This window comes from Streptomyces sp. NBC_00344 (genome assembly GCF_036088315.1).
Classification (GTDB): Bacteria; Actinomycetota; Actinomycetes; order Streptomycetales; family Streptomycetaceae; genus Streptomyces.
In genome coordinates this window covers 288,800-305,778 of the sequence record NZ_CP107996.1, presented here as the reverse complement: position 1 = coordinate 305,778, position 16,979 = coordinate 288,800, and the positions used below count along the sequence as shown (strand labels likewise).

16 protein-coding genes and 3 pseudogenes are annotated in these 16,979 nt (G+C 68.0%); 11 read left to right on the top strand and 8 right to left on the bottom strand.

The genetic code is table 11. From position 1 onward, the window contains the following. Positions 1–118: 118 nt before the first annotated feature. The gene (locus OHS16_RS01500; protein ID WP_328535296.1) at positions 119–538 is read left to right on the top strand and encodes a PPOX class F420-dependent oxidoreductase; all 420 of its coding nucleotides are present in this window, start codon (positions 119–121) and stop codon (positions 536–538) included. A gap of 913 nt (positions 539–1,451) precedes the next feature. Beyond that, the gene (locus OHS16_RS01495) at positions 1,452–2,126 is read left to right on the top strand and encodes a hypothetical protein (RefSeq protein WP_328535295.1); all 675 of its coding nucleotides are present in this window, start codon (positions 1,452–1,454) and stop codon (positions 2,124–2,126) included. Positions 2,127–2,330: 204 nt separating this feature from the next. Here the strand turns inward: OHS16_RS01495 and OHS16_RS01490 are convergent, their stop codons facing one another. The 3 genes and pseudogenes from OHS16_RS01490 to OHS16_RS32035 all read right to left on the bottom strand — a co-directional run. Beyond that, positions 2,331–2,996: a VOC family protein gene (locus OHS16_RS01490; RefSeq protein WP_328535294.1), complete on the bottom strand. Its 666-nt coding sequence runs from the start codon at positions 2,994–2,996 to the stop codon at positions 2,331–2,333. A 77-nt stretch (positions 2,997–3,073) separates the two neighbouring features. Further along, positions 3,074–3,640, bottom strand: a pseudogene (locus OHS16_RS01485) (DUF7691 family protein); the annotation flags it as partial. Positions 3,641–3,750: 110 nt separating this feature from the next. Next, positions 3,751–3,804: pseudogene (locus OHS16_RS32035) on the bottom strand (hypothetical protein); the annotation flags it as partial. A 177-nt stretch (positions 3,805–3,981) separates the two neighbouring features. Here OHS16_RS32035 and OHS16_RS01480 point away from each other — a divergent pair. Continuing rightward, positions 3,982–4,551 (top strand): dihydrofolate reductase family protein, encoded by a 570-nt coding sequence (locus tag OHS16_RS01480; protein ID WP_328535292.1) that lies wholly within the window; start codon positions 3,982–3,984, stop codon positions 4,549–4,551. Between the two features lie 137 nt (positions 4,552–4,688). Here the strand turns inward: OHS16_RS01480 and OHS16_RS01475 are convergent, their stop codons facing one another. Then, positions 4,689–5,258: a TetR/AcrR family transcriptional regulator gene (locus OHS16_RS01475; protein ID WP_328535291.1), complete on the bottom strand. Its 570-nt coding sequence runs from the start codon at positions 5,256–5,258 to the stop codon at positions 4,689–4,691. A gap of 67 nt (positions 5,259–5,325) precedes the next feature. Between OHS16_RS01475 and OHS16_RS01470 the strand changes: the two genes are divergently transcribed. The 5 genes from OHS16_RS01470 (at position 5,326) to OHS16_RS01450 (ending at position 8,097) form a co-directional block, all read left to right on the top strand. Then, positions 5,326–5,823: an FBP domain-containing protein gene (locus OHS16_RS01470; RefSeq protein ID WP_328535290.1), complete on the top strand. Its 498-nt coding sequence runs from the start codon at positions 5,326–5,328 to the stop codon at positions 5,821–5,823. 439 nt (positions 5,824–6,262) lie between these two features. Then, positions 6,263–6,544, top strand: a complete 282-nt coding sequence (locus OHS16_RS01465; protein ID WP_328535289.1) for a hypothetical protein — start codon at positions 6,263–6,265, stop codon at positions 6,542–6,544. A gap of 103 nt (positions 6,545–6,647) precedes the next feature. Next, a complete protein-coding gene (locus tag OHS16_RS01460; protein WP_328535288.1) occupies positions 6,648–7,151 on the top strand; it encodes a hypothetical protein in 504 nt (167 codons plus the stop codon). Then, positions 7,148–7,519 carry a peptidase inhibitor family I36 protein gene (locus OHS16_RS01455; protein ID WP_328535287.1) on the top strand — a complete coding sequence of 124 codons (372 nt, stop codon included), beginning with the start codon at positions 7,148–7,150 and terminating at the stop codon, positions 7,517–7,519. The genes OHS16_RS01460 and OHS16_RS01455 overlap by 4 nt, the downstream gene beginning before the upstream one ends. An 83-nt stretch (positions 7,520–7,602) precedes the next feature. Next, entirely contained in the window at positions 7,603–8,097 is a 495-nt protein-coding gene (locus OHS16_RS01450; protein ID WP_328535286.1) for a GNAT family N-acetyltransferase, read from the top strand. A 33-nt stretch (positions 8,098–8,130) separates the two neighbouring features. On the opposite strand, the pseudogene OHS16_RS01445 reads toward OHS16_RS01450, so the two are convergent. Then, a pseudogene (locus OHS16_RS01445) lies at positions 8,131–9,265 on the bottom strand (IS630 family transposase). Between the two features lie 399 nt (positions 9,266–9,664). Here OHS16_RS01445 and OHS16_RS01440 point away from each other — a divergent pair. Then, positions 9,665–10,696 (top strand): aldo/keto reductase, encoded by a 1,032-nt coding sequence (locus OHS16_RS01440; protein ID WP_328535285.1) that lies wholly within the window; start codon positions 9,665–9,667, stop codon positions 10,694–10,696. Between the two features lie 226 nt (positions 10,697–10,922). Here the strand turns inward: OHS16_RS01440 and OHS16_RS01435 are convergent, their stop codons facing one another. Further along, entirely contained in the window at positions 10,923–11,528 is a 606-nt protein-coding gene (locus tag OHS16_RS01435) for a DUF4232 domain-containing protein (protein WP_328540677.1), read from the bottom strand. 686 nt (positions 11,529–12,214) lie between these two features. Between OHS16_RS01435 and OHS16_RS01430 the strand changes: the two genes are divergently transcribed. Both OHS16_RS01430 and OHS16_RS01425 read left to right on the top strand, forming a co-directional pair. Then, positions 12,215–12,964 (top strand): YoaK family protein, encoded by a 750-nt coding sequence (locus OHS16_RS01430; protein WP_328535284.1) that lies wholly within the window; start codon positions 12,215–12,217, stop codon positions 12,962–12,964. A gap of 383 nt (positions 12,965–13,347) precedes the next feature. Continuing rightward, a complete protein-coding gene (locus tag OHS16_RS01425; protein ID WP_328535283.1) occupies positions 13,348–13,776 on the top strand; it encodes a hypothetical protein in 429 nt (142 codons plus the stop codon). 589 nt (positions 13,777–14,365) lie between these two features. On the opposite strand, the gene OHS16_RS01420 is transcribed toward OHS16_RS01425, so the two are convergent. After that, positions 14,366–15,616, bottom strand: coding sequence for a glycoside hydrolase family 10 protein (locus tag OHS16_RS01420; protein WP_328535282.1), 1,251 nt, complete (start codon positions 15,614–15,616; stop codon positions 14,366–14,368). Between the two features lie 287 nt (positions 15,617–15,903). Further along, complete coding sequence (locus tag OHS16_RS01415; RefSeq protein ID WP_328535281.1) at positions 15,904–16,836, bottom strand: SMP-30/gluconolactonase/LRE family protein; 933 nt, start codon at positions 16,834–16,836, stop codon at positions 15,904–15,906. Between the last annotated feature and the right edge of the window lie 143 nt (positions 16,837–16,979).

Below are 16,979 nucleotides of genomic sequence, written 5' to 3'. Positions count from 1 at the left end.
ACCCTCTGCGGCGCGCAACCGGTCGGACGGAGGCGAAAGGTGCCGGACGCCGGGATGTGGCACGGTGAACATGCAGTCCGATGGATCACCGAGAACCGAATACCGAGGAGGAGATTCCGTGTCGAATCCGCCGCTGCCCGAGACCGCGGTCGTCATGCTGGAGAAGCCCAACTCGGCCGTCATCGCGACACTCCGGTCCGACGGCCAGCCCGTGTCCACGGCCACCTGGTACCTGTGGGACGAGGGCCGCATCCTGGTCAACATGGACGAGGGCCGCAAGAGGCTCGACCACATCCGCAACGACCCCCGGGTCACGCTCACGGTGCTCGACCAGGGCAACTGGTACACCCACATCAGCATCATCGGACATGTCGCCGAGCTGCGTGAGGACAAGGATCTCGCCGACATCGACCGGCTGGCCCAGCACTACCTCGGAAATCCCTACCCGCAGCGGGACCGCGGCCGGGTCAGTGCCTGGATCGAGATCGACCGCTGGCACGGCTGGGGCACACTCAAGGAGAACAGCCAGCCCGGCTGACGGGCGTGCCCGGCGTCTGCCGCGCACCCGTTGTGCGTTGGCGGGATCTCCCGGCTTCACCACCGGGCAACGGCTGTCCCTCTGCTGCGCCATCGTGCCTCCGGCGGCCGGTTCAGCCAGTGGGAGGGATCCGGGCCGGATGCGGGCGAGAGTAGTGGTGCGCTGGGCCAGCTGAGTGCGTTCGTCCGTCCTCACGGTGGGGGCAGAACGGGAGGGCCCCCATGTACGCCGCAGTGGTCCACTCCTTCAGGCCCCGCCCCGCTCCGGGAGACTCCCGACCCCCACACTCTCGGTGCAGCACGAGGTACTGGCCGACGTCCTGGCGGCCGGACCGCACCCACGGGTGCGCCCGGCCGCCGACGGCAGCCACTGCACCTCGGACGGCACCCTGCCGCTGATCCCCGGTGTCGACGCCGTCGGCCGCAACGCCGGAAGGGTAACTGCCCTCCCTCGCCCAGGAGATCGCCTCGGGTGGGCGTGTCCCCGCTGCCGATGCCGCTCGACCAGGTCGAGCAGGCGTGGAGCATTCCGGCCGATCCCGATCGGCGTGTTGTCCTGATCCCCTGACACCTGCACGGCGCCCTTGCTCAGAAGACTCCGGCGGAGCGGAGCCCGGGGCCGGTGCCCCGGGGGGCGTCGCCGCTCGCCCAGCGGTTTCGAGTCGATCAGCGTTTCATATCGGCCGCACACCCAAACCGGCGGCGTACACGCACGGGTTGGGCGCGTGCGGAATCTGCAGACGGCCGCGGGTGAGGGAATTGTGCGCGGGTACACGGACGGGCGGTTCCTTCGAGGTTCGCGAGGGGGAACCAGGAAGGACCTGCCGGGGTGAGGGGTTCGTCGCGGTCGAACTGCTGTGGGCGCTAATGTCGCAGTGAGTACAATTCAACCGTAATTGAGAAGAGGGTTGGCGATGGGCGCGCTGCTGTTCAACGTGACCACGGCGGGACTGATGGTGCTGATGTTCAAGGCCGGTCTGGCCCTGGTCGGTCCGGAACCGGTGGGCCGCCGCCGCATCCCGTGGGCCGCCGTAGCGCTGACCGCAGTCGCGCTCGCCGCCGTAGTGACCCAGCTCTGCTGGCCGGGTGCGATGGGCGCTCTCGACAACGACCCGAATAAATCGGGCTGGTGGCGTGTGGTCACATCGGTCTTCATGCAGAACGGCGGCTTCCTGGGAGCAGCGTGGAATATCGCCACTCTCGCCGTCATCGCCGCCCTGGCGCAGTGGTTCTGGGGCGCTCCCTTAATGGTGGGCCTGTTCGCCGCGGGTATCTTCCTGCCCCAGCACATCGACCCTCTCTTCGGCGCTTCCGGCGGGGTCAGCACCGACCCCCGGAACTTCGCCGGGAGTTCGGGCGCCACCTACTTCCTGGCCGCGACCCTGGCCGCTGCCCTGCTGCTGCGCCCCGGCGCTCCGACCGAGACCCGGAAGCAGCGGCTGCTTGCCCTCGCCGTGCCGGTCCTGGGGCTGACTCTGTGGTTCGCCCAGTCCAACGGGCATGGGCTGGTGGCGTTCTACGGCTTCGCCCTCGGTGCGCTGGTCCGGTTCCTGGCCCGTCCGGTGCTCCGTCCCGGCCTCAACACCTGACGGTGCAGGCGAGAGGCCGGCGCGGGGACCGGAACCGGGGACCGCGATGGACGAGTCAGACGTACGCAACTCGGCCACCCGTGCTGCTGCTTGCACCGCTGCGTGGTTCTGCCGTGACGGATGCCGTCGAACAGAGCACCCACCACAGTGTTTCGGTCCGCGCCGGCAGCGCCGCGGCGCTGCCGGCGATCGGTCGGGCCGGGCTCAGTCACGGTCGAGGGCCGTGCAGACACAGACCTTGTTGCCATCGGGGTCGGCGAGCACGGTGAACGACGGCGCATGTGAATCGTCGACGACGACCCCACCGGCGGCGACAGCGGCCTCGATGCGCGGCTCGGTCACCTCGGGAGCCAACCACAGGTCGACGTGCCAGCGTTGGGCCGGGGGCGTACGAGCGGCGGCAGCCTGGAACCACACGTTGGGGACACGGTTCGTCGGATCAAGGACCGTGTCGTCCACCACGTGAGCGGGATCGCCGGTGAGCAGCGCGGACCAGAACGGGGACAACGCGGTGTCGTCGGCGGTGTCGAGCGCAAGCTCGAGCTGGGCCACCTCGCCGGGAACGGCGCTCAGGCCGTGCTTTCGGGCAAGCCCGCTGATCGCGCGGGCCAGCTCGAGATCCACCGCCGTGACCCACCGGCCTCCGGTGGCGTCGTCAGCGGTGGACACGGTGACATCGAGGAACCCCCGCCCCAGCCGGAACTCAGGGTGCCGGCCGGCAGTGACCTCCGCTTCCGCGACCGCGGACACGAACGAGGCCCCAGTGGCGAGATCGGCAACGCGATAGCGGGTGGCGAGGGCCTGAGCGAGCTTTCGCCAGTCGCCGAGGTCTTTCTCGATCGCTGCAAGGATCTCCTGCGTGCTGAGCATCTCCATGCTTCATGGTCCCAGCTGATCCCGGAGACGGCATCCGGCTCGTCACATCCGGCGCGGCTTCCTCCTGGTCGTCACGGGTGCCTCCGGCACATGATGTGCTCCCCGCCATCTGCCGTGGCCGTGTGTCCGAGCCGGCGCGTCTCACCTGCCTGCGGACCCGGCCGCGGGCAGAATCGCCGCGCCGGAGGACTCAAGAACGGAAAGCCGGTGATGCCGAACCCAGGTTGCGCCTCCGCTCGCCGCATCCACCCGAGGCACTGCATGACGGCCTCGACCACCTCGGGATCGAGCGGCGGGGCATGTCCTGCCGCCATGGTGGCCACGAACTGCTCCAGCGCCTGTCCGATCTGCGCGGGCGTCCACTCGCCGCAGCCCGGCGCGTACGTCCACGGCAGCGGGGCCGGCAGGTCGGAGTTGCCAAAGGCCGCGACGGACACCGCCGTGATGTTCAGCGCGCGCAGGCCCTGATCGACAACTGACAACCAGTCACCGCGACGTGGCGTGAAACAGCTGTTGTCCAGCAACGAGCCGGGGAGGGAACACAGTCGTTCGTACGCATAGCCGTACTGGAAGGCGTGCGCCTTGTCGTCACTGAAGGGGCCGCCTTGGACGACCGCGTGCAGTGCCTCGTACACGGAAGGAGCACCGTGCTCCCTCTCGGATCGGAAATAGTCGTCGTCATGCGCAAGGTCGTCCCTCCGAAACGGCCGCGGATGACCTCGAGCAGCTGATCATCGCCAGACCCGATCAGAGCATGCGTCGCGGCTGCATCGAGCAGGTACACACTGAGCGAGGAACTCATGCGACGACCTTAGGCACGGCCACTGACACTGCCGTGATGCGGTGCTCAGGCAGTCGTCGGCGAGGCGCTCGCCGGTGTCACGGATCGGGGGCCGGCTGCGGCGATGGACTGTGCTGCCGTTGAACCTCATCGTCCGCGGCAGTCAAAGACCCTGACCGTACATACGCAGGAGGAATCATGCGCACACTCGCGATCACGCAGAACATCACCGTCGACGGCTCGATCGAAATGATCACGGACTGGTTCGATCCGAAGGGTCAGGCCAGCGCTGACATGAGCGATGTCCTGGAAGAGAGCCATCGGCAGGACAGCCGGGCCGACGCCTTGCTCGTCGGCCGGCGGACGTTCGAGGACTTCCGCAGCTACTGGCCACTGCAGACCGACGACACCTCGGGCATCACCGACTACCTCAACGGGGTCCAGAAGTACGTCGTCTCCACCTCGCTCACGGACCCGCGGTGGGAGAACTCAACCGTGCTGCGCGGCGATCCGGTCACGGAGGTGAACGAGCTCAAGATGCGGGACGGCGGCCAGGACATCGTGCTCGCCGGCAGTATCACCTTGGCGCACTCGTTGATCGAGGCGGGTCTCGTCGACGAGTACCGCCTGTTTGTCCATCCGGTGGTCCAAGGCCGGGGCCGCCGCCTGTTCCCGGACGGTTACGAGGTCCCGCGACTGCGGCTCCTGGAGTCGAAGGCCTTTCGCAGCGGAATCGTCCTTCAGCGGTACGCGCCCGCCGGACGCTGAGCCTCGGGTGCCCTGCGGTCATGGCCCCGGTCGGTTCGGACGCGGGCCTTCGGCTCTCCAGCCGCGCAAGCACTCCGGCCCAACGGTGGCGCCCTCGAGCCACGAAGCAGGGTTCTCGGGCGCCGGAGGGACCGAGGTCAGGCCGGAGGCCGATTCCGCAGGGCGAAGTCGAGGGTCTCCAGGGCCCACGACCAGGAGGCATCCGCCTCGCGTGGGGTGTGGCGGAATCCGCCCGCGACCTCCAGGCTCACGTACCCGTGGAACGTGCTGTGCAGGAACCGCACCGCGTCCGTCTGATCGGGTTCCGGCAGGTTGTAGCCGCGGAGGATCGCCCGTGTCATCTCCGAGTGTCTGGGCGCGGCGCTGGCGGCCGCCGTCTCCGGATCGAGTTCGAACTGGGCCGCGGCGTACCGGCCAGGATGCTTCTTGGCGTAGTCACGGTAGGCGTTGGCGAAGGCCACCAGTGCGTCCTTGCCCGCCCGGCCGGCCAGCGCGGCCGCGGCCGCGTCGGCCAGTTCCTGCAGGGCGAGCAGCGCGACCCGCACCTTCAGCTCCCGCGCGTTCCGGATGTGCGCATACAGGCTCGGATCCTTGACGCCGAGCCTGCGCGCGACCGCCGAGACGGTCAGATCGCCAAAGCCGATCTCGTCCGCGAGGTCAGCCGCTGTCCGGGTAAGGCGTTCCGGGGTGATGCCCATCCGCGCCATGCGCCCTCCGTAAACTAATCAAATAATTGGTTTGCCTAAATATATTAGGCCAGTTAGCTTCGATGATGTGAGACACCTCAGTGAGACCGATATCCGCTCGTCGTTCGTCAACTGCTCCAAGGGCGAGGCCAAACGTCTCGGCATGCCGAGGGATCTTGAGGAGCGCCCATGGGGCGACCTCGATTTCCTCGGTTGGCGAGATCCCGGTGCCCCCGAGCGCGTCTACCTCGTCGTTGAGCACGACGGTGGCCTCGTGGGCCTCGCGCTGCGCGCGGTGACGGCAGCCAAGCGCGGATTCACCTCCCGCAGCATGTGTTCGCTCTGCCTGACGACCCATACCAGCGGTGGCGTGGGGCTCATGACCGCGCGCCGCCCCGGTGAAGCCGGCCGCCAGGGCAACACCGTCGGTCAGTATCTCTGCACCGACCTGGCCTGCTCCCTGTACATCCGGGGCAAGCGGAAGACGGCGGCCGGGTGGGGCTTCGAGGAGACGCTCTCCCCCGACGAGAAGATCGCCCGCACTCGGAGCAACCTGTCCGCCTTCATCGACCGAGTGATCGCGTGACGGCATGGTGTTGCCTGGGTCGCCGTTGTCCGTGACGGGCTGTCGGTTGATCCCGGACTGGACGGCGTGGAGATAACCACCCCCCGCGGCAGGCAGGTTGGTGCCGATAGCAGGCAGCGTTCGCCGCGAAGAGCGTCCGGTCGGCGAGATGCGCGAGCGGTGTCCCATGGTTCGGCACCGGCCGATTGATCTCCCGTGAATGCCCTCGGCGGACGTGTCCCAGGGATCTCCAGTACGACTTATCGTCACTCCTAGTAGTTGAGCAACTACTTTTGGTAGTCTCCAGGAAACGCTGTCACATCAAGCGTCACAGCCGCACTTGGGGGCCCGTATGCGCCACACATTCGTTCCTGTCGTCGTCGCCGTTTTGGCAGCGGCCCTGAGTACCACCGCAGCCGCACCCACGGCCGGTGCGACACATCCCGCATCGTCGGCTCGGGTGGGGCAGGGCCAGGTGTGTTTCTGGACCGAGCCCTCCATGCACGGCACGGCGTGGTGCTACGGCCCTCCCGGCTACGCCGACGCGGAGAACGGCACCCGCCGCCATGCATTTTCCTTCGAGTCCAAGGTTAACGGCAGTGTTTACGCGATCAGTTACGGGCCTGGGGCCGGTTGTCTGTACCGGGAGATCCGGAAGGACGACTATGACGAGAACTGGACGGCCTGGGCCGGGAAAATCGATGGTGTGAGTCACGACAAGCTGGGCTGTGAGCCGGGCTGATCGGCACGCCATGCACTTCCGTCGACACCAGGCCGGGGCTGCTCCGCGGCCTGGAAAGCGGTCGCCCCTACGCGGAGCCGCCCGGCCGGCCCTTCTCCTGGGAGTGCTGCTGCCGGCGGCACTCGGCCTTGGCGGCTGTGCGGCCGAACCCTCGCCGCCGCGGCTCAAACCGGACGACGTGGTCAACTCCGCCCAGCAGTTGCTCACCGACCGCTGCCTCACCCGGCTGGGGCTCACACCGCCCCGCCCCGGACAGCGACCGCCGAGCAAGGCTGAGGGACGGCGCGTCACGGACGCGCTCTTCGGCGCCGGCCACACCGAGCTGACCCTGACCCTGCCCACCGGCTACGTGGTACGTGCGCACAGTGACGGCTGCCTCGCCGCCGCTCAGCGGACTCTCTACGGCGATCAGCGCCGCTGGTTCCGGGCCTCGACCATCGTCAACAACCTCCGGCCCGAAGCACGTTACCGCGGCCGTAGCCTCGCCGCGGTCCGCGAGCTGCACCGCACCGAGGTCGCCGAGGTGGCCCGGCTTCGGGCCCGGGCCCTGCACCAGGCCATCACCCTGCTCAGCCAACAGCGACAGAAAGAGAACCACCCGACATGAAGAAGCCCATCATCCTGCTTTCCGCTGCTGTGCTGGCCTTCGGCGGGACGCTGGCGACCACGGGCGGCGCGAACGCCGCGGAGTGCCCCAGCGGTCAGTTCTGTGCCTGGACGGACCGTGACTTCGGCGGGCAGCGGACCAACTGGTCAGGGGACGACGGGGACTGGGAGGACCCCATCCAGGACCAGGACTCCTCCTGGGCCAACCACGGGATCTCGGGCCCGGGCATCAAGGACCACGTCCAGGTGTACGAGAACAAGGGCTGGGTCGGTCTCGGGACGGTATGCCTGGCGCCTGGCCAGGAGATCAGCTACAACAGCTGGGGCAACGACAGCGGCGACTCCCACACCTGGAAGATGAGCTGCTAGTGCCGTATCAGGCAACGTTCGCCCCGTCTTGAGTTGCCCCGTGCGCCTTGCGGTGGGGTGGGCGAGCTGGAAGGCTCCCACTCATGCCGATCTTGGTCAGGGCCGCAGAGCGGGAGGACGTGCCCGCGCTTGTTCGCCTGCGTCTCGCGAATGCTGAAAGGCATGTCCAACTCGATCCGGCCATCTACCGGGTGCCCGACGTCGAGGCCGTGCGCAGGCATTTCGAGGAGGTGCTTGCGACCGAGCCCAAAGTGCTGATCTTGGTCGCCGAGGCGGTGGGCGAGGTGGTGGGCATGGTGGAGGTAGTCCTGCTGGCGGACCCCCCGGACCATCAGATCCTGGCTCCCCGCCGCGCGGCCGAGATCCACACCGTCGTCCTGGACGGGCATCGCGGCGAGGGCGTCGGGGCGGCCTTGCTGATGGCGGCGGAGAAAGCCGCCGCGGAGCGCGGTGTCTTGATCATCTATGCCGGCATCTTCGCGCCGAACAAGGGAGCCGTTCGCTTCTACTCTTCGGCTGGCTTCGGGCCGCGCGGAATCTTGCTGAGCAAGGAGCAAGGCGCGCCCTCGGCAGGCTGATGCATCTCCGGCCGGAGAGGGGGTGCCCAGCTGTTATGCGATGTTCGCCCGAGCCTCGACCTTGTGGAGTCGTTCGTCAGCGGCGTGGCTGTTCCGCCAGATGATGTAGCGGCGGATCATGCTTCCCTGCTCCTTGTGGGTGGCGTGGTCGGTGCCGTCGAGGGTGAAGTAGCGCAGGGCGGTGAACTGGGACTCGATGCGGTTGAGCCAGGAGCTGTTGGTCGGGGTGTAGGCGATCTCGACGTTGTTCGCAGTTGCCCAGGTGCCGACCCGCTGGCATTTCTTCGTGGTCAGGTGCGGGGAGAAGTTGTCGCAGACGATCGCGACGCGGGCCTCGGGCGGGTAGAGGCTGCGCAGGTAGCGGCAGAACTCCAGGAACTGTGTCCGCCTCTTTACCGGCTTGATGTGGCCGTAGAGCTTGTCTTTGGTCAGGTCCAGGGCTGCGAACAGGTGCCGTACTCCGCCGTAGCGGTTGTAGGTGGCCCGGCGTCTGCGGCGGGGTTCGCGGTCGGGGTCCTTGTGCCTGCCGCCGCGCTCGGCCCACTGCCGACCGGGTGGGGCATCAGGTTGAGCGGGCCGAACTCGTCCACACAGAAGACCACTTCAGGCTCGTCGTCCTCGGGTATCACCTCGCCGTCGGCGATCGCATAGAGGTGCTCGACCCGGGCCTTCTTGGCCGCGTAGTCGGGGTCGCGGGAGGTACTCCAGGTCTTTATGCGTTGAAATGAGACGCCTTCCTCGCGGAGCAGGATGCACAGGCCCTCGTGGCTGATGTCGTCGACCACCCCCTCGGCGACCAGGAAGTCCGCCAGCTTGGTCAGGCTCCAGGTGTGGAAAACGGCAGGTCGTGCTCGGTGGGCTTGGACTTGGCGATCTTCTTGATCTCGCGCCGCTCGGGCAGCGTGAAGGTCTTCGGCCGGCCGCCCTTGTACTTGGGGTAGAGGGAGCCGAAGCCGTCGGTGTTGAAGTTGTGAATCACATCGCGAACCCGGTCATAGCTCGTGAACGACACCTCGGCGATCTTCGCCACCGGCATGCCCTGCGCGGACAGCAGGACCATCTGGGCCCGCCGCCAGGTCACCACCGATCCGGTGCCCCTGCGGATGATCCGCAGAAGCCGCCTGCCTTCGTCATCGTCGATCTCACGGACACGTACTCGTTCTGCCACCCGCACAGCCTGACGGCAACACGCCGCACGGAACAGGACCTGAGCGGCACGTCACATCACGACAGGGCAAACGTTGCCTGATACGGCACTAGGAACCTTCCCGTCCGGCTGCCCCGAACGGACCGGCGGGCACGGGGCAGCCGGACGGGGCCGGGCCCGACAGCATGCCGGTCACCAGAAGTGAGGTTGCCGTCAGTCGGGGTTGCCGTCGCCGAGGAGAAGCTCCCAGCCGCCGCCCTGCGGCTCCCTCCCGCCGTGGCACCCACGCCGTACGTCCATTCGGCCGCACCGGCGGTCGGGCTCCTCGCCTGAGCAGGGACGACCGCGTAGAAAAAGCAATGAGGGCGCCCTGGTGCCCCGGAACCGCCGTCCGGCACCCGAGAAAGGGACAGCTCTCTCATGAAACGCAGGATCCTCGGCGACACAGGTATCTCGGTCAGCGACCATGCGCTCGGCGCGATGATGTTCGGCGCGTGGGGAAACGGGGACCACGACGAGTCGGTCCGTATCATCCACCGCGCCCTGGACGCGGGAATCAACTTCGTGGACACGGCCGACGTCTACAGCCAGGGAGAGTCGGAGGAGATCGTCGGCAAGGCACTCAAAGGCCGCAGGGACGCTGTCGTCCTGGCGACCAAGGGTCACAGCTCGATGGGCGAGGATCCCAACGACAGTGGGAATTCGCGTCGTTGGCTCACCCGCGCCGTCGAGAAGAGTCTCCAGCGCCTCAACACCGACTACATCGACCTCTATCAGGTCCACCGCCCCGACCCGGACACCGACATCGACGAGACCCTGTCGGTCCTGTCCGATCTCGTGCGGGCAGGCAAGGTGCGCGCGATCGGACACTCGACCTTTCCGGCCGAACAGATCGTCGAGGCCCAGTGGGTGAGCGAGCGGAGAGGCCACCTCCGCTTCCGCACCGAGCAGCCGCCGTACTCGATCCTGGCCCGGGGCGCTGAGGGGTCCGTGTTGCCCACTGCCCAGCGCTACGGCATGGGTGTTCTGACCTGGGGTCCGCTCAGCGCTGGATGGCTCTCCGGCAAGTACGGGAAGCCGTCGGACGTCAACCTCGCGGCGGGCAGCGGACGGGCGGCCATGGAGCAGCACAAGTTCGACCCGTCACTTCCTGGCAACGCGGCCAAACTGGAGGCGGTGGCCAAGCTCATGGAGGTCGCCGATCAGGGGGGTCTGTCGCTCCGGCACATGGCGATCGCGTTCGTACGCGCCCACCCGGCCGTCACCTCCGTGATCATCGGCCCGCGCACGGCCGCCCACCTCGAGGACCTGCTGGACGGCGCGGAGGTCGAGCTGAGCGGGGAAGTCCTGGACCGTATCGATGAGATCGTTCCGCCAGGGACCGACCTGAACCGGGACGACTTCTACTACACACCGCCGGCACTGTCCGACAAGACGCTCCGGCGCCGCTGACACCACAGGCCACTCGGCGCTCACCAGGGCGGCGCCGATGTGCGGTGCGTCCGTACTACGGGTCTCGTCCGGGCGATCCGCGCCGGTGCGGCCCGGTCGTCACCCGGCCATCTGCCAGGAGAAGGGTCCGGTTCCCGGGCGGGTATTGGCCTTGAGTGTCCCCGGTCGCCCAGCGTCCGTACGCGCCGAGCACGCGAAAAGCCCTCCGATGAGGATGGACGCGGTCCTACGGTTTCGATGGCACAGGGGCCTGGTCTTTCTTCCAGGGGCTGACACCCAGCTCTCCCGTGGTTCCGAGGTCGATTTCCGGTGTCACGGTCACGGTCGGAGACCCTGGTTTCGCCGTCACTTCGGCGTAAGGGGCGTTTACGGGACTGCCGGAGCCGGTGGTGTTGCGCCACGCGAGAGAGGCGGATGCGGATTCGCCCGGCTGCAGCGTCACAGCCTGCGGCCGGGCGTCCTCGGTGACCGCCGTGGAGATCTGGTCGGTGCCGTGGAGTATCCGCACGGAGTCCACCGGCTTCCGTTTGTCGTCGAGCAATCGGAGGTGCGGGAAGCCGGTGATGTGGTAGACACCGGTTCCGCAGTTCGTCAGGTGGAGTCCTACGACACGCAACCCCATTGCCGCATCACCTTCGTCGGCCATGACGCGGGTTCCGGCGGGCGGACATACCCCTGGTGAGACGGGCGCCTCATCCGCAGGGACCGCCCGTACCGTGGCGATCCGCAAGTCCTCGTTCCCGGGACCGGGCAGTGGCTCTCCGGGACTGACAGTACGTTTGACGGTCCGGCCGGGACGTACCGAAGCCACTGTCTGCCGGAAGTTGTCCATGACCTCCCCGGAGTCGTTCAGGAGATTGAAGGTGATGGTGTAGGTGAACGGCTCGGTCCCGGTGTTGGTCACCTTGAAGGCGGCGTTTGAAGCGGGGGAGGGGCCGCAACCGCCTTTGATGATGCTGACGTTGTCCCGCTTCCATCCCGTGGGATCTCCGTCGGGAGGCAACGGTGTGCATGTGGATGTGGCGGAGGGACCGGAAGCGGCGTTCCGCGCACCGCATCCGCCGAGGGCCACGATGCTTGCGAGGACAGCGGACAGGGCGAGAGGTACGGCGGGACGCATTGGCTCAGGACATCAGGCGCCGACCTTGCGTGCCGTGAGGGAGGCCACAATGTCGGTCACAGTGCCGTCACATCGACGTGCCCCGGCCCAAGGGCCGCCCCGTCGCCCGGAAGTGGTTCCCAGGCTGTGGTCCGTTGCTCCGCACGGTCGGGCAGGGGACAAGCCGGCAGTCCGTCCGTGGGTGAGGTCGGATGCGAGGCAAGGGACGGGGCCGGCTCTCCTGCGCGGCATGCCGTCTCCGAACAGGGGCCGCGGATGTGACTGCCGGCTTGTGTGCTCGTTGATCGGTCGTGAGAAAGGGGAATTGACGCGACGGTGCTCGCGCAGGCCTTGTTCGGCCTCGCCGGCTGCCTTGTCACCCCCGACATGTTCGAAGCTCCAGCTAGGACCTCCCACTCATGCCTGAAGGTTCCGTGCCGTCCGAACCCGCCGAACCCAACGAACTGCGCGAAACCGTCATCATGACAACACTCACCTTGGTTGCAGGGGCGGTTGACGCAATCACCTTCCTGACCATGGGGCACGTGTTCGCCGCACTCGCGACGGGAAATGTGCTGTTCCTCGCCTTCGCGCTGGCCGACGGGGGCCAAGTTCCCGTCGCCCGGTCCGCCGTCGCCCTGAGCGCGTTCACCGTAGGGGTTGCTGTGGCATCCTTCGTTGCTCACCGGCTCGTGACGCACCGGTGGTTCCCGGCAGCACTGGTCGGCGAGGCAGCCCTTCTCGGACTGGCAGGGACACTGGCGCTCCTGCGCCACGGGATCGGCTCGCTCGCCCACGATCCTGATCTGGTGGTCATCGCGATCGTGGCCCTCGCCATGGGGATGCGGGCTGCCTTCGTACTGCGCGCCGCGGTCCCCGGCATGCCGACCTTGCTCGTGCAGATGTCCTTGGTGCGTCTTCTTGCGGATGTCGTCACGCACCTGCGGCTGCCGGCGGGCCGAGAGGCGGCGCTTCAGCGGCTCGCGCGTATCCGTCTCGGCGCGACGGTCGGTGGGATGTTCCTGGGCGGGGCCCTTGGCACGCTCATGGTTCCGTGGGGCACCGGCCGCGCACTCATCGCGGTGGCCGCCGCCGTACTGGTCCTGTCGGCAGTGCACTTCAGCCAACCGCGCCACCGGCCTCCCGAGGCGGGCGAGCAGCCGGGGTAGTGCCGGGCGGCGCTGCCCCCGGCCCGGTGCACGCGGACGCGGGGCTCCGGCGTTGCATGTTCGCATTCGGGGAGTGGTCGGGTGAGCGGTCGGGAAACCCGAGCGCAGGGCCTCCCGCCAGGTCCCGGTCACGGCACCGTGCACAGCCGGGGCCGGTCGGGGACCGCCGTACCGACCGGCCGAGGCGATACGAGACCTCGTGGGTCCGGCCTCGACCCGGAGCGGGAGCCGGGGGAGGGGCTCGGTGCGAATTCGCCGGTGGCTGTGAAGGCGGATTCGGCCCTTGCGGAGCACCCGCATGTCCGGCACCATGACGATCATGAAGACCCACCGAAAGGCCCATGCCGCGTAGGCGGCCCAGCGCGCTTCGCGCCGGAGACCCGGTGGTGCCTGTTCAGGGCCCCTGGGCCGTCCGGATTCCTGGGCTGTCCGCGCGCACCTGCGCCGAGATCCAGCGCGCGGAGCACGACTACGACGACCCCGTGGGTGCCCTGTGGAACGGCGCGGTGGAAGCCGCACTCAGGAACTACCGGGCGTTCCTGCGACAGCCGGGCCGCTATCTCGACCTGTGCTTCGAGGTGTCTCCCCACCCGGATTCCTCGCTCGTCAACGTCGCGAACGCCCGCGACACCCTGGACGAAGCGCTGCGCTTGCTGCCCTTGCCCGCCCGCGCCGAACTCGGGCGCCTTCTCGCGCCCCTCGACGCCGAGTTGCGACGCCGGACCCTGCCCGACCCACACGCCCACCGGCGTTTCTGGCGCGGTCGTGGATGGTGGCACCAGCGCCTCTACGACGGTGAGTTCCGGTGGTGACGGGCCCTGGCTCGACTGCTTCTCGCCTCTTCTCGCCCCTTCGGCGGCCGGTAGCCTCGAGGTGATGAGGACATCACGCAAGGCGGCGGCGACTGGGCGGGGATCCGCAACGCCGGGCCATCGGGTGCCTCGGCTGGACGCTGCCGGTCCTGCTTCTGGGCGCGGCGGTCACGCTGGTAGCGCGATGAAGCACCCGCAGGGCAGTTCGGTACGGACGTCCGGCGCTCGGATTGCACACGGGACGGCACGTCAGGTGCCGTCGCCCGGACGTCCTTGAGCCGGTGCCGATGCCGGCATGCCCTCCTCGAATCGGCGACCCTTCGAATCGACCCGTTTCCGGGGCCGGGCCGAAAATGTTCCGTCGTGCCATCGCGGCGGCCCGGTCACGCCTGGTCAGTCATCGGCCGAGATCTGCCAGGCCGGGCCCTGCGGCGACGCCCAGGACACCGGGTCCGCGTGGGTGGTGGGCGGCAGCACGTTGCCACGGAGGCCGGAGTCGGCCCGCAGACCAGTCCCTTCGGTACGTGCATCGGCGTCACACGGCGCATAAGGCCGGCTGCCCACGGGGCCAGGGCGTCACCGGCAGGCTTCAGCGTGGCGGCCGCGCCCTGCTTCCGTAGTGGTCGGCCACCACCCTGGCCATGGCGCCGGTCGGGTCGGCGACCACTTCCTTGCCGGAGAAGAAGACATGGCCGCGCACCCGGCTGTAGTCGCCGGCAAAGGTGAGGTGGCGCGAGAGCTCCGCCGGATCCTGCCAGGGAGCGGGTTGCGCCGGGTCGCCTGCCTTGTACAGCGCCTCGCCGATGTAGAGATCGACGTCGGTGCCGCTCACCACATCGTTCCACCAGGGCACCAGCTTGGCGTAGTCGGCGGCAGCGAAGCCGATGTTCCAGTACACCTGCGGGCAGACGTAGTCCAGCCAGCCCTCCCTGACCCACTTCCTCGTGTCGGCCGACAGATCGTCGTAGGTCTGGACTCCGGCCGTGGTGTCCGAGCCGGCCGGGTCGGTGGCGGCATTGCGCCACACACCGAACGGGCTGATCCCGAAGCGCACATGCTTCTTGATCTTCTTGATCCGGGCGGCGGTCTCCCGCACCAGCCGGTCGTTGTTGTCGCGCCGCCAGGCCGCCTTGTCGGGGAAGCCGGCACCGTAGGTGGCGTAGGTGGCGTCATCGTCGAAGATCTGACCAGCGACGGGGTAGGGGTAGAAGTAGTCGTCCCAGTGCACCGCGTCGATGTCGTAGCGGTGTACGGCGTCCAGGATCGCGTTCTGTACGAAACGCCGCACCTGGGGCATGCCGGGGTTGTAGTAGAGCTTTCCGCCGTAAGGGACAACCCAGTCCGGGTGGAGCCGCGCCGGGTGTGTGGGCACCAGCCGGGAGAGGTCGGTGTGATTGGCGATGCGATAGGGGTTGAACCAGGCGTGCAGTTCGAGGCCACGCCGGTGTGCCTCCTCGACCGCCGTGCCCAGCGGGTCCCAGCCGGGGTCCTGCCCCTGCACGCCGGTGAGGCATTCTGCCCAGGGCTCGAACGGTGAGGGCCACAGCGCGTCTGCGGTCGGCCGCACCTGAAGGATGACGGCGTTCAGTTTCCTGCGTACGGCGTCGTCCAGATACACCAGCAGTTCGGCGTGCTGGTCGGCGGCGGACAGACCGGGCTTGGACGGCCAGTCCGTGTTGGCGACTGTGGCGATCCATTCGCCACGCAGCTCGCGTCGCCTGCCGGCTCGTCCGCCGTGGCGGGCTGCTTGCGGATCTGCCACGGCCTGGCCGGTCAGCATCAGCCCTCCGACCACGGCAGTACCTCCGGCGATCAGTGCCCTGCGGCTTATGTGCCCCATGTGTCTCCCCCAACTCAGTGAGTGACTGCTGTCCCAGGGCGCCATTCATCCGCAGCCCGGGGGTGGCGTCAAGAGCTGGGCCGCACGTCCCAGATCATCAACTGGTCCAGGAGGCGGAGGGTTCCGAGGCGACGTGACCGGGAGAATGAGCGGTCATGGATGACATCCCGTCATGCGCGGGTCCGTCCGCTGCGGGGCGCGAACCGGGGGTGAGGTCCCCATCCGTTCCGGCGCCGAGACCGTCTGCCGTCCGGCGTTCTTGGAGGTGGGCGGACACGGGTCGGACCTCAGCGGGTGCGGCGGATGCGGGGAGCTCCCGTCACCGACATCACCAGCGAGTAGAGCGTCGTGGTGGCTGTGATGAAGAGGCGGTTGTTCTTGGGGCCGCCGAAGGCGATGTTGGAGACCGCCTCCGGGACGCGTAGTCGGCCGATCCGGGTTCCGTCCCTGTCGTAGCAGTGGACTCCACCGAACATGGCGGCCGCCCACAGCCGGCCCTGGTTGTCGAAGCGGATGTTGTCGAATCGGCTCTCCCCGTCAGTGGCCTCGGCAAAGACCGTGCCGTCCGAGAGCGAGCCGCCCTCACGTACATCGAAGACCCGGATGTGTCCGGCGCGAGTGTCCGATACGTACAGTTGCTGCTCGTCGGGGGACAGGACCAGGCCGTTCGGCCCGTTGAACCCGTCTGCCGCCAGTGCGACCGTGCCCGTAGCCGGGTCGACCCGGTAGACGTGGCAGGCGCCGATCTCGCTGTCCGCACAGTGACCCTCGTAGTCGCTGGTGATGCCGAAATCGGGGTCGGAGAACCAGATCGTGCCATCGGAGTGCACGACCGCGTCGTTCGGGCTGTTGAGCCGCTTGCCATCGAATCGGTCCGCCAGCACGGTGATGGTTCCGTCGTGCTCGGTGCGCGTGACACGTCGGTTGCCCTGCTCGCAGCTGATGAGGCGGCCCTCGCCGTCGAGGGTGTTGCCGTTGCTGTGGCCTGCCGGGGCGCGGAAAACACTGACAGCGCCGGTCGTCTCGTCCCAGCGCAGCATCCTGTCGTTCGGAATGTCGCTCCAGAGGAGCTGGCGCCAGGCCGGCAGGTAGAGCGGGCCCTCGGCCCAGCGGCAGTTCTCGTACAGCCGCTCCAGCTGTTCGTCCCCGTGGGTGCATCGTCCGGTCTGGAATCGGTCGTCCAGAACTTCGTACACCGATGGTCGCGATGAAGTAGACATGTCCAAGCCTCTCTGGCTTCAGCTGAATGAGATTTAACAAAGAAGTGATATATCAGAACGTGATATGGCGTCAACCGTCGATGGCGCCGACCGGAATCCGGCGGTACGTCATGCAGGCCTGCTGCGGCGGCCTGTCTGCAGGA